The sequence below is a fragment of the Anaerococcus urinomassiliensis genome (genome assembly GCF_900128425.1).
Lineage (GTDB): Bacteria > Bacillota > Clostridia > Tissierellales > Peptoniphilaceae > Anaerococcus > Anaerococcus urinomassiliensis.
On sequence record NZ_LT635782.1, the window covers coordinates 1314488 to 1341226 of the forward strand.

General features: G+C 33.7%; 23 protein-coding genes. 3 read left to right on the plus strand and 20 right to left on the minus strand.

Annotated features, from left to right (window positions below; all coding sequences use genetic code 11):
* Positions 1-11: 11 nt before the first annotated feature.
* The 6 genes from BQ7474_RS07265 to BQ7474_RS07290 all read right to left on the minus strand — a co-directional run bounded on the left by BQ7474_RS07265 (position 12) and on the right by BQ7474_RS07290 (position 5467).
* Positions 12-458, minus strand: a complete 447-nt coding sequence (locus BQ7474_RS07265; RefSeq protein WP_073998257.1) for an SH3 domain-containing protein — start codon at positions 456-458, stop codon at positions 12-14.
* Positions 451-1116, minus strand: a complete 666-nt coding sequence (locus BQ7474_RS07270; RefSeq protein ID WP_073998258.1) for a CpsD/CapB family tyrosine-protein kinase — start codon at positions 1114-1116, stop codon at positions 451-453. The genes BQ7474_RS07265 and BQ7474_RS07270 overlap by 8 nt, the downstream gene beginning before the upstream one ends.
* Positions 1109-1900, minus strand: a complete 792-nt coding sequence (locus tag BQ7474_RS07275; RefSeq protein ID WP_073998259.1) for a YveK family protein — start codon at positions 1898-1900, stop codon at positions 1109-1111. Before BQ7474_RS07275 ends, BQ7474_RS07270 begins: the two co-directional genes overlap by 8 nt.
* Positions 1890-2681, minus strand: a complete 792-nt coding sequence (locus BQ7474_RS07280) for a glycosyltransferase family 2 protein (protein WP_073998260.1) — start codon at positions 2679-2681, stop codon at positions 1890-1892. Before BQ7474_RS07280 ends, BQ7474_RS07275 begins: the two co-directional genes overlap by 11 nt.
* Before the next feature lies 1 nt (position 2682).
* Complete coding sequence (locus tag BQ7474_RS07285; protein ID WP_073998261.1) at positions 2683-3831, minus strand: glycosyltransferase; 1149 nt, start codon at positions 3829-3831, stop codon at positions 2683-2685.
* Positions 3832-4018: 187 nt separating this feature from the next.
* The gene (locus BQ7474_RS07290; RefSeq protein ID WP_073998262.1) at positions 4019-5467 is read right to left on the minus strand and encodes an amino acid permease; all 1449 of its coding nucleotides are present in this window, start codon (positions 5465-5467) and stop codon (positions 4019-4021) included.
* 152 nt (positions 5468-5619) lie between these two features.
* Between BQ7474_RS07290 and gltS the strand changes: the two genes are divergently transcribed.
* Entirely contained in the window at positions 5620-6798 is a 1179-nt protein-coding gene (gene gltS, locus BQ7474_RS07295; RefSeq protein WP_073998263.1) for a sodium/glutamate symporter, read from the plus strand.
* 318 nt (positions 6799-7116) lie between these two features.
* Here the strand turns inward: gltS and BQ7474_RS07300 are convergent, their stop codons facing one another.
* The 11 genes from BQ7474_RS07300 to BQ7474_RS07345 form a co-directional block, all read right to left on the minus strand.
* Positions 7117-7998 (minus strand): undecaprenyl-diphosphate phosphatase, encoded by an 882-nt coding sequence (locus tag BQ7474_RS07300; protein ID WP_407922701.1) that lies wholly within the window; start codon positions 7996-7998, stop codon positions 7117-7119.
* On the minus strand, positions 7991-8803 hold the full coding sequence (locus BQ7474_RS07305) for a tRNA 2-thiocytidine biosynthesis TtcA family protein (RefSeq protein ID WP_073998265.1): 813 nt from the start codon (positions 8801-8803) through the stop codon (positions 7991-7993). Before BQ7474_RS07305 ends, BQ7474_RS07300 begins: the two co-directional genes overlap by 8 nt.
* A 9-nt stretch (positions 8804-8812) precedes the next feature.
* The gene (locus BQ7474_RS07310; protein ID WP_073998266.1) at positions 8813-9604 is read right to left on the minus strand and encodes an MBL fold metallo-hydrolase; all 792 of its coding nucleotides are present in this window, start codon (positions 9602-9604) and stop codon (positions 8813-8815) included.
* On the minus strand, positions 9605-10426 hold the full coding sequence (locus BQ7474_RS07315) for a Cof-type HAD-IIB family hydrolase (RefSeq protein ID WP_073998267.1): 822 nt from the start codon (positions 10424-10426) through the stop codon (positions 9605-9607).
* Positions 10427-10967: 541 nt separating this feature from the next.
* A complete protein-coding gene (locus BQ7474_RS07320) occupies positions 10968-17942 on the minus strand; it encodes a S8 family serine peptidase (RefSeq protein WP_073998268.1) in 6975 nt (2324 codons plus the stop codon).
* 336 nt (positions 17943-18278) lie between these two features.
* Entirely contained in the window at positions 18279-19430 is a 1152-nt protein-coding gene (locus tag BQ7474_RS07325; RefSeq protein ID WP_073998269.1) for an NAD(P)-dependent malic enzyme, read from the minus strand.
* 402 nt (positions 19431-19832) lie between these two features.
* Complete coding sequence (locus BQ7474_RS07330) at positions 19833-20225, minus strand: MaoC family dehydratase (RefSeq protein WP_235821488.1); 393 nt, start codon at positions 20223-20225, stop codon at positions 19833-19835.
* 46 nt (positions 20226-20271) lie between these two features.
* On the minus strand, positions 20272-20871 hold the full coding sequence (locus BQ7474_RS07335) for an alpha/beta fold hydrolase (RefSeq protein WP_082187901.1): 600 nt from the start codon (positions 20869-20871) through the stop codon (positions 20272-20274).
* Positions 20871-21038, minus strand: coding sequence for a hypothetical protein (locus tag BQ7474_RS07340; protein ID WP_082187902.1), 168 nt, complete (start codon positions 21036-21038; stop codon positions 20871-20873). The genes BQ7474_RS07335 and BQ7474_RS07340 overlap by 1 nt, the downstream gene beginning before the upstream one ends.
* A 156-nt stretch (positions 21039-21194) precedes the next feature.
* Positions 21195-21371 carry a hypothetical protein gene (locus BQ7474_RS10620; RefSeq protein ID WP_159429553.1) on the minus strand — a complete coding sequence of 59 codons (177 nt, stop codon included), beginning with the start codon at positions 21369-21371 and terminating at the stop codon, positions 21195-21197.
* A 149-nt stretch (positions 21372-21520) separates the two neighbouring features.
* Entirely contained in the window at positions 21521-21823 is a 303-nt protein-coding gene (locus BQ7474_RS07345; protein WP_073998270.1) for a hypothetical protein, read from the minus strand.
* Between the two features lie 380 nt (positions 21824-22203).
* Here BQ7474_RS07345 and BQ7474_RS07350 point away from each other — a divergent pair, with 380 nt between their 5' ends.
* Both BQ7474_RS07350 and citC read left to right on the plus strand, forming a co-directional pair.
* Positions 22204-22968: a triphosphoribosyl-dephospho-CoA synthase gene (locus BQ7474_RS07350; RefSeq protein WP_073998271.1), complete on the plus strand. Its 765-nt coding sequence runs from the start codon at positions 22204-22206 to the stop codon at positions 22966-22968.
* Positions 22961-23953: a [citrate (pro-3S)-lyase] ligase gene (gene citC, locus BQ7474_RS07355; protein WP_073998272.1), complete on the plus strand. Its 993-nt coding sequence runs from the start codon at positions 22961-22963 to the stop codon at positions 23951-23953. Before BQ7474_RS07350 ends, citC begins: the two co-directional genes overlap by 8 nt.
* Positions 23954-24481: 528 nt before the next feature.
* Here the strand turns inward: citC and BQ7474_RS07360 are convergent.
* Genes BQ7474_RS07360 through BQ7474_RS07370 form a run of 3 tightly spaced genes read right to left on the minus strand, consistent with a single transcriptional unit; the run spans position 24482 to position 26698 of the window.
* Positions 24482-25477, minus strand: coding sequence for a hypothetical protein (locus tag BQ7474_RS07360; RefSeq protein ID WP_073998273.1), 996 nt, complete (start codon positions 25475-25477; stop codon positions 24482-24484).
* On the minus strand, positions 25474-26010 hold the full coding sequence (gene citX / locus BQ7474_RS07365) for a citrate lyase holo-[acyl-carrier protein] synthase (protein WP_073998274.1): 537 nt from the start codon (positions 26008-26010) through the stop codon (positions 25474-25476). The genes BQ7474_RS07360 and citX overlap by 4 nt, the downstream gene beginning before the upstream one ends.
* Positions 26003-26698, minus strand: a complete 696-nt coding sequence (locus BQ7474_RS07370) for a GntR family transcriptional regulator (protein WP_073998275.1) — start codon at positions 26696-26698, stop codon at positions 26003-26005. The genes citX and BQ7474_RS07370 overlap by 8 nt, the downstream gene beginning before the upstream one ends.
* Positions 26699-26739: the final 41 nt, after the last annotated feature.

Sequence of the window (26739 nt, forward strand, 5' to 3'; positions counted from 1 at the left end):
ACTAAAGTGGACTATTTTTCTTTAATCAAATCGCTTCTGATATATCCTGTTTGACCAGCTATACTTACCCTTGTCCAATTGTCAGAATCGCCAAGTTTTATAATATCTTGACCTGGTTCAGCTTTGGTTATAATAGCTGAGTTTTCACTTGGTGCAAGTCTAACATTTACAACATCTTCGACAGTATAGATTACACCATCAGAGCTTTCATCAGAATTTTCGTCAGTCTTGTCATCTGTATTTTCGCTAGCTTGGTCACCTTCTGTATTATTAGCGTTTTCATCTGTGTTTTCGCCAGTATTTTCGCCTTCAGTATTATTTTCTTTAAGATCACTATCAGAAACTTCACTGACATTGCTATCTTCTGGGTGACGGACAGAAACATATTTGTCCTCTGCGCAAGCTGTAGTCATAAGTATCAAGAGAAAAACAGCAAGACTTTTTAATCTTTTATTCATCATATCCTCCAAACAAATCATCAAGTTCATCTTCACTATAATCATAGTCAGTAATGGCAAGGCCAAGTATGTTGGCATCTGCTTTTTCTAGTTGGCCCAATGAATTTTGGGTTTGCTCACTAGATTTTAGATCGTCTTTAGTAAATACTAGGCAAGCATCAGTACTTGCAGCAAACATATTTGCCTCAGCAACATCTGTATTTTCTGTTAGATCAACTAGAACATAATCATATTCATTGCTGATGTCACTAAAGAAGTTTCTAACAACCTTAGGTTCCAAAAACTTATCAGCATAATCTGCTACTGACCCTGTTTTAAGATAAGATAAAGATTTGTAGGCCCTATCTCTTATTTTAACTTGGTCTACATCATAGCCACCGAGGATTACATCTATAAATCCACGTTCAGAATCTTCTTCTATAAAGTCATCCAAGTTTGAATATCTAAGATCGGCATCTATCATAAGGACACTAATACCGTCTTCAGCAAGGTGTCTTGCTATGTTTAAGATATTTTCAGTTTTTTTCGTGCCAATGCTTGTAGCTGTAAAAGCTATGGAAACATTTTGGCGTCCCATTTTCTGGATTATTTTATCTTCAAGATTATAAAATGATTGAAGAAGGATTTCCCTTTTTTCATCAGTTTGCTTCTTAAACATCTAATTCTCCTTTTTCATAGCTAGGTAATTTACCAAGGATTTCGTATTTATTAGTGTTACTTACCTTGTTATTTATCTCTTTGCTATCTATAACTCTAGTTGTGCCAGATTCTTTATCAGCATCATTTAAATCTGAGACTACTGTGGTCTTTTCTTTTGGCTCAGATTCAACTTTCTTGACTTCTCGCACTTCTTTTACTTCGTCTTTTTTTGCATTTGTGAGATATGCTTTGGCGATTTTCTTGTTATGGGAGTTGATTGAAATCATTGTAATTAATGCCCAAAGTATTGCTCCGGCCCCTGCTGCAAAACCAGCATATTTGATAGTATTGTCTGTCACAGAAGCCAAGCCATATGAATATTCCATAACCTCTGCACCAGAATCATAAATATTATTTATTACCCTTACAGAATAGTCAGCGTATTGGTCAGCCAAGTCTTCTGCGCGTAGCTTGTTTGTGTCTTGTACTGTGATGTCTATGATAGATGAATTTGCAGTTGGCTTTATATCAAGCTTGCTATCTAACTTGCCTACATTCCAGTCAATTGCAAGGGTTTCTAAGGTTTTTTGTTTGATTTTTGAGCTATTGATTGTTGCTGCATAAGTTTGTGCAGTGTTCTTAGCATCATCTACATTCTCAACATTTGATGTAACAATTTTTGCTTGGGCTGTGTATTCCTTGTATCCCGTGTAGTTTAGTCCAAAATATGTTAGCATTCCTATGATAATTCCTGCTATTATTGCAGGTGGGATTGCTGAAAAAAGTGATCTTTTATTCTCCATTTTCTCCTCCAAATTCTCTTGCTCCACTAAGCATAAGCTTGCGAGCTTTTTTTATATCGATAACTTCTGACATTTCTTTATGTCTTCTCAAAAATTGTTCTATATATAGCCTATAAGTCCTTGGAAACAAAGCCTTAGAAAGCTTGCCCTTATCAATAAAAAACTTTTCGTCATAACCTGTAAACCAAGTAGAATCGTCATTATAGACCTTGGCGATAAGCCTTATACTTGTCCTAATTTTAAGTCCTGCTTTGAAAGCATCTCTTAAAAACAAGCTATCTTCACCAGAACCATTATCAGTTCCTGCACCAAAATAAGTTGAAACTGATAAGTTATTTTTTACTATAGAGTCTTTCTTAAAAACAAAATGCACAGATCCATATCTTAAAGAATTGTAAAGCTTAAGATCTTTTTCTTCCTTAACCTTTACAATCTCCTCACCATTTAAATATATTATAGTTTTAAATATGAAAAAATCTACATTAGGATGCCTGTCAAACTCTTCTCTTATAGCCTTACTATAGCCAGTTTCAAAAACTTCATCATCATCTGCAAAAACTAGGATATCTGCCCTAGAATTTAGTATAGCAAGATTTCTGCTTACTCCAAGTCCCCTAGTATCAGTTGAAATCATCCTGACCTTAAAGTCACCAGCATCTATTTCTTCATAAGCATTTTTATCAGTTTGGTTTATGATTAGAGCATCTGTTTCTAGGTTGAATCGCTTGTAGCAATCTATGGACTCTTCATTCATAGTTGAAATTAAAACTTCTATACTCATCCTAGGACCTCGTTGTCTCTGCCTTTTCCCATGTTGCCTTGCTCTTACCGGTAGCCTCGTTATAGCCACCCTTAAGCTGAGCTGCCATCATCATGGTGTAATAATATGGGAAGTAGAAGACTTTGCTCTTACTTTCAGTAAATTTTCCTATCGTTGCAAGGGTGAAAAACCCAACCTGGATTAGGAAAAATACCCTATAAAAGTCTCCCTCATTTAACAAGGCCAAGTTAGCAATAAATAAAACTATGTGGTTAAAGGCCTGCAAAAATCTCAAAGTCTTGTGATTAAAGTGGAAGAAAGAAAACCAACCGTACTCAAAAATATTTAAACGTCTGAGATTGGTGAAAAGATTGGTCAAAATCCTTCTTTGCATCCTAACTTTTCTCTTGAATTCATCCTTACTGGTCTGCCCCGCCTTCTCCAGTGCTATTGCTTTAGGATTGTAGAGGGCTCTCTTGTGGTTTATACCAGCATAAAGAGGCATCTCATAGTCATGGGAGCTTACCAGGTTATAGCGTCGGTAATCGCTCTTCCTACAGGCATAGATCGCACCATTACCAGCAGCAATAGTTGCAATTTCTGATTCGATTTTTCTCACCCTAAGTTCCATATCCCAGTAGGAATTTTCCGCAACAGCCGAAGCTATATCATCATCCTTGGCATATATTAGTGATCCACAGACATATATAATATCTTCATCAGTAAAATAACTTACAAGCTCATCTATGGCATCAGCCTTAAACATGGAATTTGCATCAGAAAAGACTATTATCTCTCCCTTAGCCACATCAACAGCTTCATCTTGGGCGTTAGTTTTCCCTAAGTGATTTTTGACAGTATTGACCTTAATATCATATAGAGGATGATTATTTATAAAGTCTTGGCAAATCTCAACTGTCCTATCGCTTGATGCATCATTGGCCACTATAACTTCATAGTGGGGATAGGTAGATTTTGTAATATTTTCTAGTTTTCTTTCTATTACCTTTTCTTCGTTGTAGGCTGATATTATTATAGATACAAAGGGCTTGTAGGATAAGTCCTTGTCGTTTTTCATTTTCATAATCTTATCTAAGATAATCAATGTGATAGGATAGCCAGCCATAGCATAAAATATGGCAAATCCTACTATGTAAAATACAATTTTCATAATTTCCTCAATTCATAGTTAATTATATAATATATTGCATCTGATTTTCAATTATTATTACATAATATACATTAAGAAATTATTAAATTTAAAAAAAATCGTCCCAAAATAATTGACACTCTTAGGATATAGACAAGATAAAGCTTTGCTAAAATCATCCTAAGAGTGTGCAAATTACGGAACGATATTATTCTACAAAAGTATTAGCTCTACCATCTTCTTTGGCTCTTATAGTTGGGAATATCAAACCTAGAGCAACTAAGAATACTGGTGTTAAGATATTCAAAATCATTGTAACCTTATCATCTGAATACATCCCTAGTAGGCATGATAATAGTGTAATTATAAAGCACCATAGGCCCCAGAATTTACCAGCTCCTTGAGATTTGGTAAACTTGTACTCTCCATTATCCATGGAGTTTTTCTTAAGCAAGTAATAAGCTACGAATACCCATAGATATCTTAGTGGCATACATACAGAGTTTAGTTTTGTAAGTGCTCTTAGAACAGATGCAGCTCCTGGAAGCAAGATTTGTGATAAGATTATTGTTCCAGATAGGATTACAACCATCTTGATTCCATTGACATATGCTCCATATTTGTTCTTTTTAAGAAGTTTTTGTGGAACATGGATACTGATTTTTGGATCGCCTAGTAGTATTCTAAGTGGTGCATCTATAGAAAGAACCAAAATTGACAATTGGCCAATTAGGTTTGATAGGGCATAGATGATTAGGAAGAAGTTTCCTAGGCCGTAGTATTGACCAAGTTTTTGGAAGGCCCAATATGCTCCATTTGCTACATAAGAGTCAAAACTTTCTTGGCTGGCATTGATAACAGCTGGGTCAAACATCCTAGCCATAGCAACAGTCCCAAATAAAGCAGATATTACAACCATTATAGATGCAGCAAGCATTGCCTTTGGGAAGCCTTTTGATGGATTACCTTTCATCTTGTTAATATATGGCGAAATTTTTTCTACACCACCAACTGCAAATACCAAAATTGAAAGTGAAGTAAAATATCCAACGTTAAATGTTGGCACTATTGCCTTTAACGAAAAATCAATATTTTGATAATCTCCACTTGGTGCAACAACTGGTGCAAAAAGTCCTAGGATAATATATAAAATTCCCATAACAAACATAGAACTTCCTGCTATTTGTGTTAGATTCTTAAGTGGATTAAGTCCACGGCTTGCAATAAAAGAAAATATCAAAAGTATTGCTAGTGTAACAATTTGAACATGAGAAGTTTTAAAGGTATCAAAGGTTTCTGCATTATGAAATACTAGCCAAGAAAAAGCCTTCAAAGCTCCTGAACCCTTGGATGCAATATAAGGGATGTGCACGCACCAATAGGTCCAACCAGCATAATAAGCAAGCTTTGTTGTTGATGTTCGTTCAATCCATGAAGAAACTCCTCCTCCAAGATTTTTAAATGTTGATCCCAATTCCCCTACCATTAGTGCATAAGGGATAAAGTAGAGGACGAACATCAAAATCCATGAAAAAATAACTTGAATACCATTAAAGTACATGAAGCCATTGGCAACGTTACCAAAGCCCCACAAAGTTGCAAAAGCCATAAAGGTAAGACTCTTCCAACTTATCAGTCCATTATCATTTTTTTTCATAAAATCCTCCAAATTTATTATATATTCAAATTAACATAGTTTGATATCTAAGTCAACGATTTCATATAAATAATTATGAGTCTTTTCCCAAAATATTTAATTTTATCAAAATAGATATATAATATAAGCAAGCTAAATGAAAAGAGGAAGATATGCACATAACATTAGATATGATACAAAGCCTGGGAATTGCAATTCTCGCATATATTTTGGGCAACAGAATCAAAGAAAACTCAGAATTTCTAAAGAAGTTTTTTATACCTGCTCCAGTTATAGGAGGGTTAATAGTAAGCTTTGTGGTTTTTATACTAAAAACTACTGCAAGCTTTGACATAGAATTTGACCAAGTTCTCCAGGATTTCTTTATGAATATATTTTTTGCATCCATAGGCCTTGCTTGTTCCTTTAAAGCTCTTAAAAAGGCTGGCAGCCTTGGCCTAAAACTTGCCCTTGCAATTATAATATTGCTCCCTCTTCAAAATATCCTGGCTATTGGCTTTACAAAACTTTTTAACATCAATCCACTCTTTGGAGTTGCTATGGGATCTACATCCATGACAGGAGGCATAGGATCTGCCGTAAGTTTTGGCAAGATTATGGAAGGATACGGGGCAAATAACGCCACAGAAATAGGAGTCGCTTCAGCAACCTTTGGCCTTTTGATAGGATCTCTCGTGGGAGGTCCCGTTGCCCAAAGACTTATCAAAAATCATAGCTTAAATAGCGAAAATTTGAATTCTTATATAAATCTTGATGAAAGAAAAGATACCATCGATCAAAAAACATTGATGCGAGCAATTATAATCGTAGGACTTGCAAGCTTTTTGGGAACTTTTATCAATAAAATATTGCTTCTAACCGGCCTTAACTTCCCCTACTATGTAGGCTGCCAATTTGGAGGTCTTATTGTAAGAAACATTTACGATTATCTAAAAAAAGATATCAACACAAAAAGCATAGATACAGTAGGCAATATATCTTTGAGCTTATTTTTATCTCTTGCCCTTATAGGATTAAATATAAGCGCAATTGTATCCCTTGCCCTACCAATGCTTGTTGTTATGGTAGCTCAAGCAATATTTATAGCTATATACACTAGTCTTGTTACTTTTAGACTTGCTGGATCAAACTACGATGCAGCAGTCATAGCAGCTGGTCACTGCGGAGTAGGACTTGGCCAGACACCAAATGCCATAGCTAATATGGAAGCCATCATAGAAAAGGAAGGCCCAGCTGATGTGGCAATGTTTGTCTTTCCTATAGTCCTTGCCATAGCTGTAAATTTATGTAATCCAATAGTTATATCATTTTTTATAAATTCATTAATTTAATCTATAACTAGCTTAATAGCTAGTTCAGAGCGTCTACAAACCCATTAATAAATTGGGTTTATCGACGCTTTTTCTATAAAAGTGATAAATATACTAGCTAATTACTGGTTTCTATAATTTTTCCGATTACCCTTCTTGCTTATAACTATACTAACGGTCAAAAGGTAAATAATGAATCTTACAATCTTAATAAGCGAAGATCTGGCGAATATATAAATTCATATATAAAGGAAAATTATGATTCATCTCCAAGAAGTCTCAGCCTATGATTAACTAAACATTATAATTTAATACTAAAAATGAGAGCAAATTTTGCTCTCATTTTATAATACCAAAGTATAAAAATACTACAGCAGCAAGGATTATCCTATATATTCCAAAAGGAATAAAGTCGTGTTTGCTGATATATTCCATAAATTTCTTGATAACTACATAAGCAACTATAAAACTTAGTACCATTCCTACTACTATTAATAGCCATTGACTGCCTGTAAAGCCGTGGACATTTTTTACTACTTTAAGTAGGGTTGCTCCAAGCATGGTTGGTATGGCTAGGAAGAATGAGAATTCTGCTGCAGCTTCCCTTGAAAGTCCTAGGATCATTGCTCCCATTATAGTTGCAGCTGATCTAGAAGTACCAGGAATCATTGCCAAGGCTTGGAAAAATCCAATAGCAAGAACTGTTTTGTATGGTACATTTATGATATTATCATTTACAAAATCTACTTTTTTCTTATTTCTTTTTTCTACAAATATTATTATGAGACCCCAGATAGCAAGCATGGCTGCTACTACCATTGGATTAAATAAATGTTCGTCTATAAAATCATCAAACAAAAATCCAAGGACTCCTGCTGGCAATATGCCAACTATCACTCTTTTCCAAAGTTCCATAGTCCTTTGGTCTGGGTGAGTCAGCCTATAATATAACCTTGATTGTCCATTTAGACTATCATAATTTTTTGGGAAATATTTGTGAGTTTTTTCATAATCCCAAGGATTTAATCTTTGGAAATACAAGACAACTACAGAAAGTATTGCTCCAAGTTGGATTATAACATTAAAGGCATTGGAAAACTCAGCAGGTTCGAGCTTTACAAATTCATTGACTAATATTAAATGGCCAGTTGATGATACTGGTAAAAACTCTGTGATTCCTTCAACTATAGAAAGGATTAGTACTTTTAAAAACTCAATCATCAAATTCCTCCATAAAAGAATGTTTTTCACCATTTAATTGGTAGCCTATAACCATGTCACAGTTGACATTTTCTGCCGAACGAAGTATTGACATTTCAACATCAGGATTTGACTCTTTCATATTTGCTATAATATTTTTGATCATCTTCCTGGTGTAGGCTTCCTGGGATTTTGTTACTGTGCATGCACAGTTTAGGGCAAAAAGTTCAACATAATCACGCCATTTAATAATGTCTTCTTCTTTTACATAATAAAATGGACGGATAAGCTCCATATTTTCAAAGTTCTGTGCCTTAAGCTTAGGTTTCATTGTTTTAAAATTTCCTGCATAGAGAACATTTAACATTATAGTTTCTATGACATCATTCATATGGTGACCTAGAGCAATTTTGTTGCAACCTAGTTCTTGAGCCTTGGAATATAAGCTTCCTCTACGCATTCTGGCACACATATAGCATGGATATTGGCCCTTTGATACGCTCTCAGCTATTTGAAATACATCGGTATCAAATATTTGTCCATCTATATTTAAGTATTTTAAGTTTTCTTCAAGGCGTTCTCTATTTTCTAGACTATAACCTGGGTCCATTGAAATATAAACTACATCAAATTTCACCTTAGAGTGTTTGTGAAGTTCTTCTATGACCTTGGCCAACAAAAGAGAGTCCTTGCCCCCAGATATTGCAACCGCAACCTTATCTCCATCATTTATAAGCTCAAATTCCTTGATTGCTTTAATGAAGGGTGACCAAATTTCTTTTCTATATTTTTTTATAATCGATCTTTCAATTTCTACTAATTCCATTATTTTCCTCTATAATTTGACAATCCCTGATGGATTGTGTCTATCTGCAACATCTAAAACAATATCTATTTTGGTATCAAGTCCCAAACTTGTAAGGTAATTATCCACTGTAAGCCTTGATAATTCTGGTGTGTTGTTGGTTTCTGATAAGTGGCCTAGGTAAACATGTTCTCTTTTACCCTCTAGGGCATCTGCCAAGACTTCTGCCGACTGGTCATTTGACAAATGTCCCATATTGCTCATAACCCTAAGCTTTAGAGGATATGGATACGGTCCACGCTTTAAGGCTTCAAGGTCGTGATTGGCTTCCATATAATATATATCAGAACCCTTAATCTCATAGGCCATTTTCTCATCTACTATACCAGTATCTGTAAGTATGGTAATCTTTTTATTGCCCAGATATAGGACATAGCCTACAGGCTCTTTGGCATCGTGGTGGATTTTGATTGGAAGTATATCCATAGAACCGAAGCTTAAAAATTTGCCTGTATCAAAAATTTTTATATTTTCTTCTTTGATTTTACCACAATTTTTAGCTAGAGATTGCCAAGTTCCATTGTTGGCATATATTGGCAAATTATGCTTACGACTCATGGTCCCTAGACCTTTAGAATGGTCGGCATGCTCATGAGTTACAAACATAGCGTCAAGTTCCTTGGGTGATTTGCCAATTTCTCCTAATAAGTATTCAATTCTTTTTGCCGAGAATCCAGCATCAATTAGGATTTTTGTCCCCTTGTACTCAACAAAAAGGCTATTACCAGATGATCCTGAAGATAAAATAGCAAATGTGTCCATCTATACCTCTAAATCAAAATAATCTTTCAAAAACTCACAAAGACCAGCTTCATCGTTGCTTTTAGCTACAAAATCTGCTGCACTTTTTGTCTCATCAGATGCATTAGCCATAGCAACACCAATTCCAGAAAGCTCTATAGCAGCCTTGTCATTGGCCCCATCACCAAAATACATAACTTCATCAGTACTAATACCAAGATAGTCACAAAGTGCCTTTAAAGCTTTTTGCTTGCCAGATGATTTCTTCAAAACTTCCAGAGCATAATCCTCGTTTCTCATAGTCATATAATCTTTTTCGATTTCTGATTTTTTATCATGGTAAAAGACATCCAAAACATCCTTGTTTCCCATAAAAGCCGCCCTACCTATATCACTAGGTATCTCTTCAAAAGTCATGTACTTTTGGCGCGGCATGAGCAAAATTCTTTGATCTTTTAGAAAACCATCATTTAAAACTTCTGCATTATTATAAAGAACATCCTTAGAAAACAAAGCAAATTGTAGGTCATAATCAGATAGATAGGAAGATATCTTGTAAAAATCCTTAACAGTCAATGAATTATCGATAATCTTCTTGCCATCAGCATTGCACCTAACAAAGGCACCAGTATTGCAAATAGAATAATCATCAAAAGATTCTAGCCCAAGTTCCTGTCTAATCCACCAAAAAGCATTGAAAGGCCTACCAGTAGCAATGCCAATCTTCATCCCCTTGTCATGGAGGGCTTTAAGAACAATTTTATTCTCTAAAATCACCTTACTAGAAGAATCCACCAGGGTCCCATCAAGGTCAGTGACTATAAGTTTTATATCTTTTTTCATTATAATCCCTTCTATTTTAAAAAATCTCTCGCATATGTATCTTGCTCTCATTTTTCTTTTAAATTCTGAAATTTATGCTTTGACAATATTTTTATAATCACATTTTTATTCTCTAAATACAAAAAGGCTGATTATCGAAATCAGCCCCATAATTTTCTAAATTATTATACTTTTATTAACGAATTATTCAATTTGTTTAGTGTTATTTTGTTTAAAATATGAATGAAGAACTACACCTATCCATATATCTGAAAAATATCCAAATAAATCTCAAGTATAGGCCCTTCTATAAACCATATCCATTTTTACAAATTAATATATATTTTTATCTATCAACCTATTCAACAAAATAATAAATTACAATAATATTTATATATCTGATTATACAAAACAAGTAGTTCTTTTCCTTATTTTGTTTGTGAATGCACTTATAACAAAACTAAATCAAGTGAAATTTTTGCTTTATAGATAGGGTATTTCATCTACATTTAGCTAGAATTTATAACTCTTATCTAATTTTGGGATAGATGAAAATTAAAGTCTACTTTCTTTTTTTGCTTTTTAAAAATCCGACTGTTGCAGCTAACATTGTCAAAACTACATTGGATGTATCTGAAACGCCTGTTTTAACATTTTTAGAAGCTTTTTTATCGCTAATAACTGGAATAATATTTCTCTTAGCATTTAATCCATAGATACTACTTTCTTTGGTATAGCTATCTAAAATATCCATTTCTTTTAAATTTTTGTTGTTATTTTTTTCTACTTCTTCCCTGATATTATTTAAGTCTGGCTCTATTGCAATCATATCTTCTGTAGCTTTATTATCATTACTTGGCCTATCTTCATCATTAGATTTTCCTAATATATCTTTTATGGCAATTTTTTCTTCTGATTTAATTCTAGAATCTTTACTTGAATCAGTTTCTTCTTGAATCATAGGTATTCCTGAATCCTCATGCTTGTCATCAGTTTTTAAATTTTCTTTTTGATGGATTTCAGAATGGACTGATGATTCCGTTTTATTTTCTGGAAGTGTTAGGTCTTCATGATTTGGCAAAACTGGAATTTTTTCCGACTCTTGTGATTGATTGTCCTCTAAATATCCTGGAATTTCTGAAGTTTTAGGTTTTTTTGATTCATCTAAGACTGACTTTAAAAATTCCTTTTTTAGAGCCGTTACTTCTTCTATTGATTTTGCTTCTTTTATATGTTTAATAATTATTTTGGAGTCAATCTCAGATTTTATCAGTTCATCTATGGCTAATTCTTTTGCTTTTTCTAAGGCTATACGTTTATTTTTATCATTTAAATCAAAAGTTGGAGTATTTTCATACTTTCTACTTTCCTCAATTTTAATAAATTCTGGTCTTATAGTCATATCGCCTTCTGGATAAATTACATTGTTAATTTCTCTTATTTTTTCTTCACCATCTACCTTCCATCCAATGAATTTATATCCTTCTTTTATCTGTCCATTATATGATGGAAGAATGTAATCTTCACCAGATTTAATTTTTTCAATAGTATTATTTCCATTATTTTTTACAGATACTACCTGTATTTCTTTATCTTTAATTTCGCCAGTTAGTTTATCAAATATAAATTCTTTTACAGTGGTATTTCTAGCAAAGTCTTTTGCTATAATTTTGATATTTAATTTTTCATCGGTCATATCTTCGATATCTTCTAGTGACTTGTATTCTTTACCATTGACGAATATATGCTTTTCTTGGATTTCTCCATTTTTTTCATTATCACGAAGATCTGATATATTAAATCTAATAAACTTATCTTTAACATACTCGATAGGTGTATTTCCATTAGTATCAACCTTTACCTCTGGTTTTACATTGTCATAAAGGAATTGGTAATGTACACCTACTGCTCTTGCGTTTAGTGGAGAATAGCCAGTTTTTATAAATACATTTCCATCAAGGTCTCTCACCTCGTCTGGGAACCCATTTGTGGAATAATCTTTCATACCCCAATCCATGATGTCACCATCTCTAACATCTATTTTGACATTGAAATCTTTTCTATTATCTGAGTGAAGGTCACCGTAAATCAAGTAGTTATCTATGATTGATTCATTAATTCTCATTTCCCAGTTAAAGCCACCCATATCTCCGATTTTCCCCTTTAGGTAAAAATCTTGGTTTCTAACATATATCTTATTTTTTGGGCTTGGGTTGAAGTAATTATTGTCTATGGATAAATTTATTGGCTTAGTGTCTATATAAAGCATAGATCCATCTTCCCTGATTGCTTCTACATCGGCATCTCTTTCAGATATATATTCTTTTCCATCTTGGGCAAAAAGTACTAGATTTTCCGGCTTATTTAAGTCAACTAAGTTGCCATCTTTATCTATAGCCTCACCTTTATCGTTTACTTTGATTTTAAACACCTGATATCTAATGATATTGAAACCTTCTTTGCTTGCCATTAGAACTGAGCCAGTATACTTTCCATTTGATTGATTTCTACTATCAGAAAAGATTATTTTTTCTGACATAGCTTTTATGTTAGGATTTGTATTTTGTATTTTTTCAATATCCTCACTGCTATAGACACCATTGTTTTCAATCATGTCTGTCTTACCTGGATTGTAGCTAGTTACTTTAATGGCATAACCTTCTCTTACGGCAATCTTATCGTTAAAGAAATATAGGTCTTGGTCTTTATCATAGTATAATTTGCCCACATCCATATCACTTGGATTATCTGGAATCTTGATCAAGTCTCCTTCATTCATTTCAATTACCCTGCTATAACTTGAGCTATATGGAGGTATTTCTTTACTTTCAGTTTTCACTTCTGGCATTCTCACAACTGTCTTTGCTACTGTTGTTCCACGATCTCTAACATAAATCTTCATATCTCCAGCAAATTGAACGCCGTTAGCTATATCATTTATATTTGCATATAGGTCAAAAATCATAGTTTTGTTTTCAGGATCATATTTAGTTGATGTTATCTCAACAGATTTGTAATCATTGCCATAATAAACTTTAGCATTTCTTGAAACATTGTTTACTTTTGCTAATAATTCAAAACTTCCTTCTTCTGATGGAGTTAGAACACCATTAATTTTTGATTTTGCTTCTTCTATGTTTTCTATTTCATATTCTAGATCAGACCCATCTTCGTAGGCAATAATATTTCCATTATCATCATATAGATAATAAAGTTCTACAGTCATAGTTCCACCATTTACAAAATCTTCTACTTCTTTAGTTTTTATTTTGATGGTTTTTTTTAGATCCTTTTCTTCAATTGCTCTTAATGTTGAAACTTTTTCATTAATTTCAATTATTGATTCCCCTTCGATAGGAGTCACTTCTTCTGATGAATTTGGATTTTCTTTTCCGCTAATATTGTCATCGTCACTTTTTATACTTGAAAATTTGCTTTCAGGAATTTCTCCCAATTTTTGATATTTTGAAGAATCTACATCCGGATCAATTAGATAATAAGATATATTACCTCTTTCATCAGCCCTTTCAGAGAATTTGATTCTGTGAATTTTAGTAAAATTGTTAGCTCCATCCAAGGCAATAACCTCAATAATCTTGCCTCTTAAGTCGCCAGCTCCATTTATCTCATAAACAGTGTTCCCATATTTGTCTAGTTTTCTATTTTTATCTTCTCCTTCTCCAGCATATGTTACGCTGAGATCTTTTTCTACATTTCCATCGCTATCAACCAGTGCTGCACCGGCATACCAAACTTCGTTTGCTACTGTATCAAATTTCTCAGGATATAACTTCTGATCCCTTGAAAATAAAGTTTCATTTTTGTATTCATCTTTGACTTTATGATAGGTATCTTTTACTAAAAGTTTGATTTTTTCAGGATTTGAGAAGTCGAGTGAAACTATCTCTGGTGAAGTGTTGTCAATTTTTACTGGAATGTATGATACTTGCCATGGATAGTCTTTTGTTAGTCTATATTTAAATTTGTAATAATATTGTCCTTCAGCTATTGGTTCATATTGACCTCTTAACTTATCTGTATCATTTTTGTCATTATCTTCTATAACATTTTCTTCCAAACCTCTTGGATTATATATTAAACCATCCCATTTTAAGTCACCCCAAACTTGTAATTTTGAAGATTTCACACCTTTAGCATCATTTTCTTTGGAATTTAGTATACCTCTAATAAAGTGTTCTCTTGATATTACTTTGAGGTCTTTTTGAATATCCCCACCTTCACCTTTGTTATTTACGATTGATATCAAACCTTCTTCTGCACTTCTTAGTACAAGTGGTGATGGTGTCAATCCTTTTTCTACCTCGACATTTTGTGCTTTCCCGTTTGAATCTAAAGGATATACTTTAGCTATATTTGATTCGCTACGACTAGGGGCATTTAAATCCTGATTATTGTTAAAGGCAAATAAATCTGGATTTTGATCTAGGGATTTTGTATCACCATCTTTTCTATTTTGAATTACTGCAGCTGGATTGAATTTATCTATGCCGTACTTTCCGCCTATTCCTTTATTTAAAGTGCCTGGTATTTTGGGTTTTCCATCATCATCGTATCCCTGAATTTTTGTTGCTGACGGGTCTTTTTCCCAAGCCCATTTATCTAATATTGGTTCGTTGTTCCAATTTCCAGCAAATCCCATCAATGGCATTGATAGTGATGGTTGAACAAATTGATTTGCTGTAGTTGAATTTATAGCTTCTATTTCTTCTTGTGATTCAAAGTGGATGAATGATTCTACAAACTTATTCTTATCAGCGGCATCTCCAACATTTATTACTGCATTTAAATCAAAGCTCGAGTTTGGATTTATTGTAAAAGTATCATGTTCAAATGTTATAGATGCATTGTTTACTTTGCTTGGATGAATTTCTGGAACAACTTTTTTTCCATCATTTGTTGTTTCATCTTTGTAAGTCTCATCTAACTTCAATCTATCTATCATACCATCTGTTGTGATAGCTGATGATGAAGCTCTAAAGGTAATTGGTCTGTTTGATGTATTGTATAATTTTATTGTGAAGTATTTTTCGTTTCCCTTTATCTCTTTTAAGGAAATAGATCCATAAGAGTTTACAGACCCATTAGAATCTTTATTCTTAAATGTTGCTATAACATCATTCTTTACTGCTTTTCCAACATTAATTAAACCTGCACCTTGCTGTCTTGGTGAAGCTAAATATAATGATTTTTCATTCCATGATGTTGGATCCATCATTGGTGTGGCTGTATTTTGTAGGGCAATTTTTGTTAGACTTGTAAAATCAATTTTATCATCACCTTGTAAGCTCTTTATTAGACTAGAATTTAGCATCTCATTAATTTTTGGTCGAAGTAAAACTGTCGATGCTGCAACAACTGGAGCTGCCATTGATGTACCTGACATGTATCCATAGTTTGATTTACCATCTATTACATTTAGTGTTGACTTAATATTTTTTCCTGGTGCCGATATATCTGGTTTTAGTAAAAGGTCTATTCTTGGTCCCCATGATGTAGATCCTGCTGGTACTATTACATTTTCCTTGTACAGTGCCTTATCATTATCCTTTGCAAATTTGAAATCAAGCTCTCTCTCGTCGCCAACGTTTGGTTTGTTTGCATTATAACTAGCCATATCTAGTGGATAATATTGGTCTAGCTTATCCTTATAGTCCTCAACATTGTTTTTCTTAACTTCAACTTTCTTATCTGGATTTATCATATTCCAAATTCTTAGACCATCATTTCCAGATACTGAAAATACTTGGCTTGTTGTAGCATCATCTTCTTCGTATCCCATTGCTGGCAAGTCTGTCCAGTTGTCCCTATTGTAATAGTTAACAGTATTTACAACCATTATTGCACGAGCACCCTTGTCGGTAGCTTTCTTAAAAGCGTACTTTAAGTCTTTGGTATAAATCCTATCCATTACAGCAATTTTACCTTTAAGATCAAGTCCAGTTAAATCATTATCTTGACCTTTACCAATGTATACAAATTTTAGTTTTCTGTTTTCTTTAGAATCTTCATTTTTTATAACTTTTTCTTTGTCAAAAAAAGCACCTATATTTCTATATTTGAAATCCTCCCCACCAATATTTACTTTATCAAATTCAACCACCTGATTTTTTGCTGATGCAACAGCAATTGCATCTTCGTGGGCAGCAGTTCTCGTAACATTACCAGTATCTATCATTCTTAAATCATTATTTGCAGATAAATCCCATGATGAGCTTGAGGCAGATGTGGCATAATTACCTGTAGCTACTACTAGTGGGATACCAGCTTTTCTTAAGGCTCTAATAGCTTGCCAATATTTTTCACCTACTAGTCCTGTACCTGTAAAACCAGAAGAAATAGAAACTACATCGACATTATGTTTTATAGCATCTTCGATAGCGTGGAACATAGTTTCGTCACCCGCAAAGCCAGTAGATGCATCTGAGTAAATTTTATAAGAAAAAATTTGAGCATTTGGCGCTATACCATCAATACCATTGTAATTTTCGATATCTTCCTTTGTATCATTGCCTGCAAGTATACCTGCTATATGCATGCCGTGTGGGTCGTAATAATCACTATTATCATCATATTTCTCAATAGTAATCTTGCCACCATTAAAGTAGTTGAATGCGTGAGGTATTTTATCACTTAGCCAGTAATCCTTATCCGAACCTTTTAAATCTTCTTTTTTATACTTTATATATTCTAATGCATCATCATCGATACGCATAGCCTTATGCCTATAATCTACACCTGTATCTATATTTGCAATAACAGTTCCCCTACCGTCAAACTTGTTAGCATAGCTAGCATTGATAACTTTTAGATAATCAATAGCTTCATCTATACCAATCTCTTTGCTTGCGTGGTTCATAAATGCTTGTAATTTTTGGGATCTTTCTAAGGATTTTATGCCGTTTGTAAGTTTTATTTTATCCAAATTTTCTGGCAGAGTTTCTATAGCAAGTCCATTAAACAAAGTATCATACTCATATAAAACATTTGTTCCATTTATCGATTTTAAATCTTTTTTTGCTTTTTCTTTGCTTTGTTTATCCAGGAACTCGGCGATGTAAACTACAGTATTTTTTTCTGTTTTTTTATTTTCTATATTTTCTTTAGCTGGTGCTTTTTTATCAGATATTACACTCTCAAAAGAATCATCCTTATTTTCTTTACTTGATTCTTCATTTGTTTGTTTGTTCTTATAGTCCTGTTTCTGTTCATTCTCTTCATTGGATTTATCATCTATATAATCAGATTTTTCATCAGAATTATTATTCTCAATATCTTCTGATGAAATTATATCTAGTGCTTCTTCCCTATCGTTTTTAGATATTTCTTCTTTTTCTGCACTGCTGTCTGTTTCTAAATTAGAGTCATAAATATTTTTTTCTTTTTCAGAAACAATGCTTTCACCATTTTCATCTAAAGAATTAGTATTATCTACGCTAGCATATGACACATCTGAAAATAAAAATGATACAGATAATGCAGCTACAAAAGCCGTCTTTATAATCGTCCCTTTTTTCATAAATTCTCCCTGTAAAATTTGATACAATAAAACTAATTATCAAATAAAATATATCGAATAATAGTTGATGATATTGCAAATCATTTGCAAATACTTTAAAATACCACATTTTCAAATAATAGTCAATAGCTAATATTTTTTACAAAAATCCTAACACAAACCCGTAATTTTCAGTGTTTTATCGCATCCATAGTCTAGATACGTATATTTTTTTACCTGATTTTCAAATTGATTTTATTACTAAAATAAAATATATTAATTTTTCAAGCAAAAAAGAAGAAACTATTTATCGTTTCTTCTTTCTATATAAGTTATTAATTTGTCGTTAAGAATTAACTATTTCAGATTTTTCACTGCATCACTTACTGCATCTGCAATGCCCTCTTCAAAAGCAGATGGGATAACATATTCTTCATTAAGCTCATCATCACTAACAAATCCTGCTAGAGCCTTCGCTGCCGCCATTTTCATCTCATCTGTAATTTGACTAGCACGAGATTCCAAGGCTCCTTTGAATATTCCTGGGAAGGCTAGGACGTTATTTATTTGGTTTGGAAAATCTGATCTACCTGTTGCTACTACTTTTGCTCCAGCTTCTACTGCTTCATGGTAGTCGATTTCTGGTACTGGGTTTGCCATGGCAAATACTATGGCATCATCGTTCATATTTTTGATATCTTCCCCATCTATAATATTTGGTGCTGATACTCCCACGAATACGTCTGCTTCTACCAAGGCTTCTTTTAAGCTGCCTTCAAAGTTTTCTGGGTTAAACATTTCTGCAATTTGTGCTTTTACTGGGTTACCAGAGCTTAGCATCAAATCACTAATTGCTCCGTGAGAATCGCATACTATGATGTTTTTTACTCCTAAGTCTCTGATTAGTTTTGCACAAGAAAATCCAGCTGCTCCAGCTCCAGATATAACTAGTTTGATGTCTTCTGGTTCTTTGCCTACTAGTTTTAATGCATTAATCAAGGCAGCTACTGTTACAATAGCTGTACCGTGTTGGTCATCGTGGAATACTGGTATATCTAGTTCTTCTTTTAGTTTATCTTCTATATATACACATCTTGGTGAAGATATATCTTCAAGGTTAATTCCCCCAAAGCCTGGTGCTATGTTTTTTACAATATTGATGATTTCATCTGGGTCTTGGGTGTCAAGAACAATTGGCACTGCATTAACCCCACCAAATTCTTTGAAAAGAACTGACTTTCCTTCCATAACAGGCATAGCAGCTTTGGCTCCAATGTTTCCTAGTCCAAGCACAGCAGAACCATCACTTACTACAGCAATAGTATTTGCTTTCATCGTGTATTCGTATGCCAAAGATTCATCTTTTGCAATTTCTCTACATGGCTCTGCAACTCCTGGTGTGTAAGCATAGGTCAAGTCCTCAGCATTATTAACCTTTGCCTTTACATCAGTTCCTACCTTACCTTGCCACTCTTTATGTTTTTCTAATGCTTTTTCATAAACGTCCATGATTTACTCCTTTTTATTTTCTCAAAGACCAATCCTACTTATATGTAAGCGAATAGCTTTACTTATCGATTGCCTATGTTTGGTGAGATTTCGTCAAATAGTCCTTCTTTCAAACTATAAGCATCTCACTATATAAGTCTATATTCTATATTATAACATCATAGGTATTAAATGTTAATTCTTTGTTGGTAACGATATCAAATAGTTCAAAAAAATGAGCTGTTGCAAAATAGATAAATCGTTCCTATATCATTCGAGCACTCTCCCAGAAAGGTCTCTGTCAGCCGACGGGCTAATTACCACCCAGAGCCTGTGGGCTAAACCTCAAACTTTCTGGGAGTGCACTTCAATGATGTAACGTTAGATATCTATCAATTTGCAACATCCCCTTTAAATTTCATTTTATTTTGGTGACATTCCCTTTGCTGTACCTTCTACGACAACGTCACCATCTTGGTTTGTACAAAGAGTTTTCAAAATAGCTCTGTTTTTTTCTTTTATCAATTCATCAACAGTGATTGTAGCAGTAATAATATCGCCAAATTGTACCGGTTTGTTAAATCTTAAGTCTTGGTTAAGATAAATTGTTCCAGGACCAGGTAGTTTTGTACCAAGAACTGCGGATATGAATCCTGCTGAAAGCATACCATGAGCTATACGTGTCTTAAAGGCAGTGTTTTTTGCATACTCTTCGTTCATATGTGCTGGGTTAAAGTCACCAGTGACTCCTGCAAAGTTATACACGTCAGCTTCTGTTACTGTCTTGGTAAATGAAGCTTTCTGTCCAACTTCCAATTAATCTATGGTTAATCCTTTAATCTCTTTCATCATTGCTCCTTTATTATGAACGTTTTTGTAGCCATTCAACAACTTGAGCTACTTCTTTTTGACTTCTACCACTTACAAACATTCCAATGTGACCTGTGGGGAAGCATTTTTCTGTGAAGTCTTTTGATCCAGTTAGGTCTTTGAGTGGTATAGATGCAGCATTTGGCACTTGCTTATCTTTTTTAGCGTATAAGTTTAACACAGGTTGGGTTATCTTCTTGAGGTCAACCTTTTCGCCTGCTATCTCTATCTCGCCTTTAGCAAGTTTGTTTTCTCTATACATAGAATTCAAGAATTCCTTGAAAGCATTACCTGCTTGGTCAGGTGAGTCAAATATCAATTTTTCCATGGTCATAAAGTTTGCTACATAGTCTGGGTCTTCAAGATCATTTATAACATCAACATATTTGTTTACCATAAGAGAAATTAATCTTAAGGTCAAAAATCCTGTGTTCATAAAGTCCCCTGATACAACACCAAAAGCATCTACCATAGTATCTGGACTTAGATATTTGCCCCATTTGAAAAGCAATCCATCATCAGTTGAGAAATCTACTGGAGTAACCATTGTTACAACATTTTTGATTTTCTCTGGATGTAGAGCTGTATACATCAATGAGAAAGTACCACAAATTTAGACCACATATCATAGAATTCTTTAAATGTCTTTGCTTGCTCTCCTTCTTGAATTGATGTTGCATAGTTTTCAAAGTATTCTTTTGAGTACTTATATCCTATTGAAGCTGTTCTTGTCATATATTCAGAAACTGCAACAAGCATTTAAATCATAGCATTGACAGCTTTATTATTTTGTTCCAATGGCTCACGTTAAGAACCAACCACTGGTGATTTTACCAAAATACCAAATGTTTGATCGTAGGCAGCCTTCCATTGTTTTAGTGTATCTGAGAACTTCATCGGATCATCAAACATACTTTACATTGTAATATCAGAAATATTTTGATAAGCGTATGCCCATAGACCTAAGAAGTTTTCCATAGATTTAAAACATGTGTTGAAATAGCTTTGAGTATTTAGTGCAAGTCCTTGCAATTCCTTTGGCATAAGCGGAATAAAGTTAGATGTGAAAATTTGGTTAAACTGTTCAGCCATTTCATGAATGTCTTTATTAAAGGTATCACTAGCTGGTTTTAAAATTTGCTCATTGAATTGTTTCCATTATTCATAAAGTGATAGATACAATTTTTGTGAGTTTTGCATTTTTTCAAAAACATCAAGGTTAAAAGGATTCATGCTTTGGCCTACTTGGAATGGATTATATGTATTATCATATCCACCCAAACTTGGTATGGACCATTAAACATTGAATTTGATGTACCCATCCCTTTGTACATATTGTCCATTCCTTGGTACATGTTTTTCCAATCTTTGTACCAGTTTTGTTGCATTTTAACAAAATCTTTATAGTTGTAAGGATTGAAGCCAGCACTTGAATCAGCACTATTTCCAGCTTGGCTAGGATTAGTAAAAGCTCCCATCCAGTCATTCATCATTTTTTGAGAATTCTCAAACATTTCTTTCCATGCGTTATGATATTCAGTCATAATTGCCCTCCAGTATTTATAAGTAATTAGAAACGGATCTTTTTATAAATAGAAACTAATCAAGTATATATTTTGACACTGTAAATGATTACAGTTTTATTAGAACATAGTACTAACTATATCGCAAGCATTTTCATATACTAATTTGTAAAACCTGTATTAAATCTATGTGTTTAAATCAAAGGCTTTTCCATAGTTTTATTTTAAAATATATTTTTAGTTTTATTGTAAAAAATATAATCGTTTTCATTGATAAGTTTTATATTTCACTAATATTTAATTATCAAATTTATAATCTCTTACATTTTCCAATTAGCATTTAAATTGCTTTTAATTGGATGTACACCTTTTTAACTAATTTCTTATGTTATAATGAAATTATGAGAGATATCGAAAAATACACAAATGCTTTATCTAAGGCCATAGATAGCGAACTATTAAGAGAACTCCCTTTTGGCTGTGTCAACCTACGGTCAAATGGGTCCCATAATGACATGGACTATAATTTATTTGTAATATCCAAAAATTCTATAGCAAAGTCTTTGAAAAATATCACTTGGTCAAACATAAATGATTTCAATCAGCTTCGCAAAGCGGGAAAAAAAGTTGAAGATCAGATGTTTGCAGCCACAAATTCTATCAACACCCACAAGGGTTTGATTTTTTTGCATATGTTTATTGCCAAAGCCTACGTGGATGGTATCAAGCGGAAAGATTTTAATTCCTATATTGAGAACCTAGCCATGCCATTGATTAATGATTACCAAACTATGGGTAAGGCAAAAAAATGGGATAATAATGGCCTTTGTGATATAAGAACCTATCCCATAAACGGCTTTGTTTCTTTAACTAATATAGTGGATCAGATATACTTGCAAGAAATCAGCGACTTGTACTTGACGATTTTTTTGCTTGCAACAACTGATGATACAACTACCTTTCAGAGATCTAGTATAGAAACATTAAGATATGTTCAAAAAAGAGCTGGTCAAATTTTGAACACTTCTACTAGCAAGGATTTTACCATAAAGGCCCAGGAATTGAGTGATTATTACATAAATAATAATATTTCCTCAGGAGGGGTGGCTGATTTGTTTACAACAATCAGAACGCTTGAATATTTAAGGGAGGATTTTGATGATTAAAATTTATCCAAAAATAATAGCAAAAGATAGGATGGATCTGGAGAACTTATTATTCCAAGAAGGCATACGTTTTGAAGAAAATGTCGAAACAACTTTTGGCAAATATGAAAATGACAAACTAATAGCTACAGCATCTATTTATAAAAATATTATAAAATGTGTAGCAATAGACCCAGCTTACAAGGGAGGATCTGTTTTTAATGAGATGATGACAGTCATTCTAGCTGAGATTAATCAAAATAACTATGATAACGCCTTTGTCTACACCAAAACAATCTATGAAAAATCATTTGCATCTATAGGCTTTAAGGAGATTGAAAGACTTGGAAACGAGTTGATTTTCATGGAAAAAGCAAGAGATGGATTTACTTCTTACTTAGAAAAACTAAAGGAGACTAAGGTAGATGGAGAAAGTATTGGAGCAGTAGTTTTAAATGCCAATCCCTTCACCTTGGGCCACCAATTCCTAGTGGATTATGGAGCAAAGCATTGTACTTACTTACATGTTTTTGTGGTAAGCGAAGACGCTTCGTATTTTTCTGCCAAGGATAGGTCCAAAATGGTAGAATTGGGAGTAGAAAACTATGATAATGTCATCGTCCACCCTACAGAATCTTATCTTGTATCAGCAGCTACTTTTCCCTCATACTTCATAGATGAAAATAAGTCGGTTACAAAAATCCACGCTAGCCTAGATGCAAGAATTTTTAAAAACCACATAGGCAAAGTCCTAGAAATCGACCAAAGATTTGTAGGAACTGAGCCAACCGACGAAGCGACAAGAATATACAATGAAACTATGAGAGAAATCTTTGAAAGTGAGCCAAATAAGCTTGACCTTGTAGAAATACCAAGAAAAGAACTATACGGAAAAGTCATATCAGCATCTCGTGTAAGAACCCTCATTGATCAAGGGAAGATGGAAGAAATCAAAGACTTAGTTCCTCAGACAACTTACGAATATATTAAAAACAATAATTTATAAAAATAAAACTAGAGCACTAAACAAGTCTCTAGTTTTATAGTTTATGTGAAAAAAACAAATACAAAAGTACCATATATGTATCGGGGACACGGGGTCGAAGGTTCAAATCCTTTCACCCCGACCAATATTTATTTTTGCTAGAGCTGGCTTCGAGAAGGCGAGGCTCGAAGGTTCAAATCCTTTCACCACGACCATTTTATTTAGCCCGTAGATGAGTTTTCTACTGGCTTTTTTAAATTAGTAATACTGCTGTAATATAAATCAATAGGGAAATATCATAAGAAATTAAATGCTTTGGATATTTCCTGCTAGCAAAGCATCCTCAAGAATTGCAAAAGGGGCTGTTGCAAATTGATAGATATCAAACGTTCCATCATTGGAGTGCACTCCCAGAAAGTTTGAGGTTTAGCCCGCCGGCTCAGGGTGGTAATTAGCCCGTCGGCTGACAGAGACCTTTCTGGGAGGGTGCTCGAATGATATAGGAACGATTTATCTATTTTGCAACAGCCCCTTCTTTGCCATCATCTTTTATTTTAACTTGATGGCCAATTGTTCTATTTTTTCTTCATCCCCTGGGACAAAGGCATTTTTCGCTATGTTTTCTATTAGATCCTTCTTGCTAATGCCATGTTTTGCTGATAGGTCATTTACTATCTTCATGAATGCTGAGTAGATTCCATAGTATCCAATCAATATTAGATCGCCCATATCTTTTACATCTACACCATATGCTTTAGCTATGGGTTCTAGTACCTTTACTGATTCAATTGCTTTGATCAGATCAGCCTTTGTTTTGTAGCCCTCTTTATTAGCTGCTGCTATTAGTGTCTCTGTTCTGGTATTGCCAGCTCCTGCTCCAAGTCCAGCTATAGCTGTATCTGCAAAGCTTGCCCCATTTTCAATTGCAATCATTGTGTTTCCTACAGCAAGCCCTAGGTTGTCGTGGGTATGGAAACCAAGACTTAGACCTGTTGCTTCTTTTGTTTGTTTAATAGATTTGGCAACTTGACTTGGATTCATGGCGCCTGCGGAATCTGTTATAGTTATGGTATCTGCTCCATATTCCTTTAGCTTGATGGCTTCTTCTTTTATTTCGCTAGGATCAAGTCTGCTTGCCATCATCATAAATCCACCCACTTGGATATTTTTTTCTTTGGCAAGCTTTATGTATTCTTTGCTAGGGCTAACATTACTTGCCTGGACAGCTATTCTTACTAATCCTATGTCAAAATCAAGCAGGTCTTTGTAGCTTTCTAAGTCTATCTTGTTAGGAAAAACTAGGATAGCAATTTTGCTATTTGAACTTGAACTGATAGCTCTTTGTAACATTTCTTTATCGCTAGGGTATCCCTCTTGGATAAAACTGCCCATACCATAACCATAGCCCACTTCGATATAGTCTACACCTGCATAATCAAGTGCCTTTACAATCTTTTCTATATCGTCTAGGCAAAATTTATTTTTTACTGTATGGTTACCATCTCTTAAAGTTGAATCTATAATTTCTATTTTTCTTTCTATCATAATTCTCCCTTATACTCGTCTATCAAATTCTCTATCCAAGAAATCATCTCATCTACACTATGCGCCCTTCTACTTGAACAAACTTTTGCATCATTATCGCATATGAAGCATTTCCTAGCTGTGTATGATAAGTCCTGCCTGCTGATGTTTTCTCCTTTGTAGAGGATATCTATATCGTATAGTCTGCCAAAATAGGAATCATTTTCCAAAACTATCATTTCTTTTTTTAAGCTTCTACCCTCTAGATCTAAGGCCAAGAAATATTCTGGCCCTGTGATTGTGTATTCTGCTTGCTCAAACAATATATTTCCCAAACCAACTAATTTTCTTATTTCATCTTTACCATGGTCAAATATTTTGATTATGGCATTATTCGTTTTTTGACCTCCTGGTATGTTTAGCTTAAAACAAAGGATAGATCCATGTGGAAATTCTTCTTGCAATTTTCTTATTTTCCCCACACGTTTTTCTCTGTTTAATAATACATCCTCAAGGCTAGGTATATTTTGATCATCAAAGTACTTTCTAATCATCTTCACTCTCTCTATTAATTAGTATAAAATCATTATATTTGTAGGATTGATCAATTATATATTCTTTTGATTCTTGCAAGTGCTTTCTTATGAAGTTTTCCAACTTTTCAAATTCTTTGGCTTCCATCAAATCTAACATATCGCTATGTTCTTCAACTGATAGTTTTCTCCTTGAATTGTCACTTCTGCTGTCAAAAGAAATCTTCCTAAGTACTTCTAAGTAATCATTTAGATTGGCAATAATCATAGTAAGCCTTGGCATATCTGCATATTCGTAAATAGCCTCATTGAAGGCTTTTGCAGTAGCCCTAAGATCTTCTGTATCTCCACTTCTTGAAGCAATGTCAGCATCCTTTATTATGCCTCTTATATATGAATAGTCTTCTTTTTTCATATTTAGACCAGCTTCTTTGAAAGCAAGTACATCAAGGGATGTCCTTATTTTGAAAATTTCTTCAATGTCTTCTAGTGTAATAATTCTAACACTATATCCAACATTTCTGTTATAATTTAGCAATCCCTCATCATATAGGCTACTCAAGGCTTTGTTTACTGGAGTTCTTGATACATAAAGCTCTTCTGCCAAATCTTTAGCCTTAAGTCTCATACCCATAGGATATTTTCCGTTTATGATATTATATTTAATGTCACTTCTTACTTTTTCATATAAACTTTGATAGTCGTTCATAAATACTCCTTAAAACAAAAGCCTAGCCTATTAACATTTTA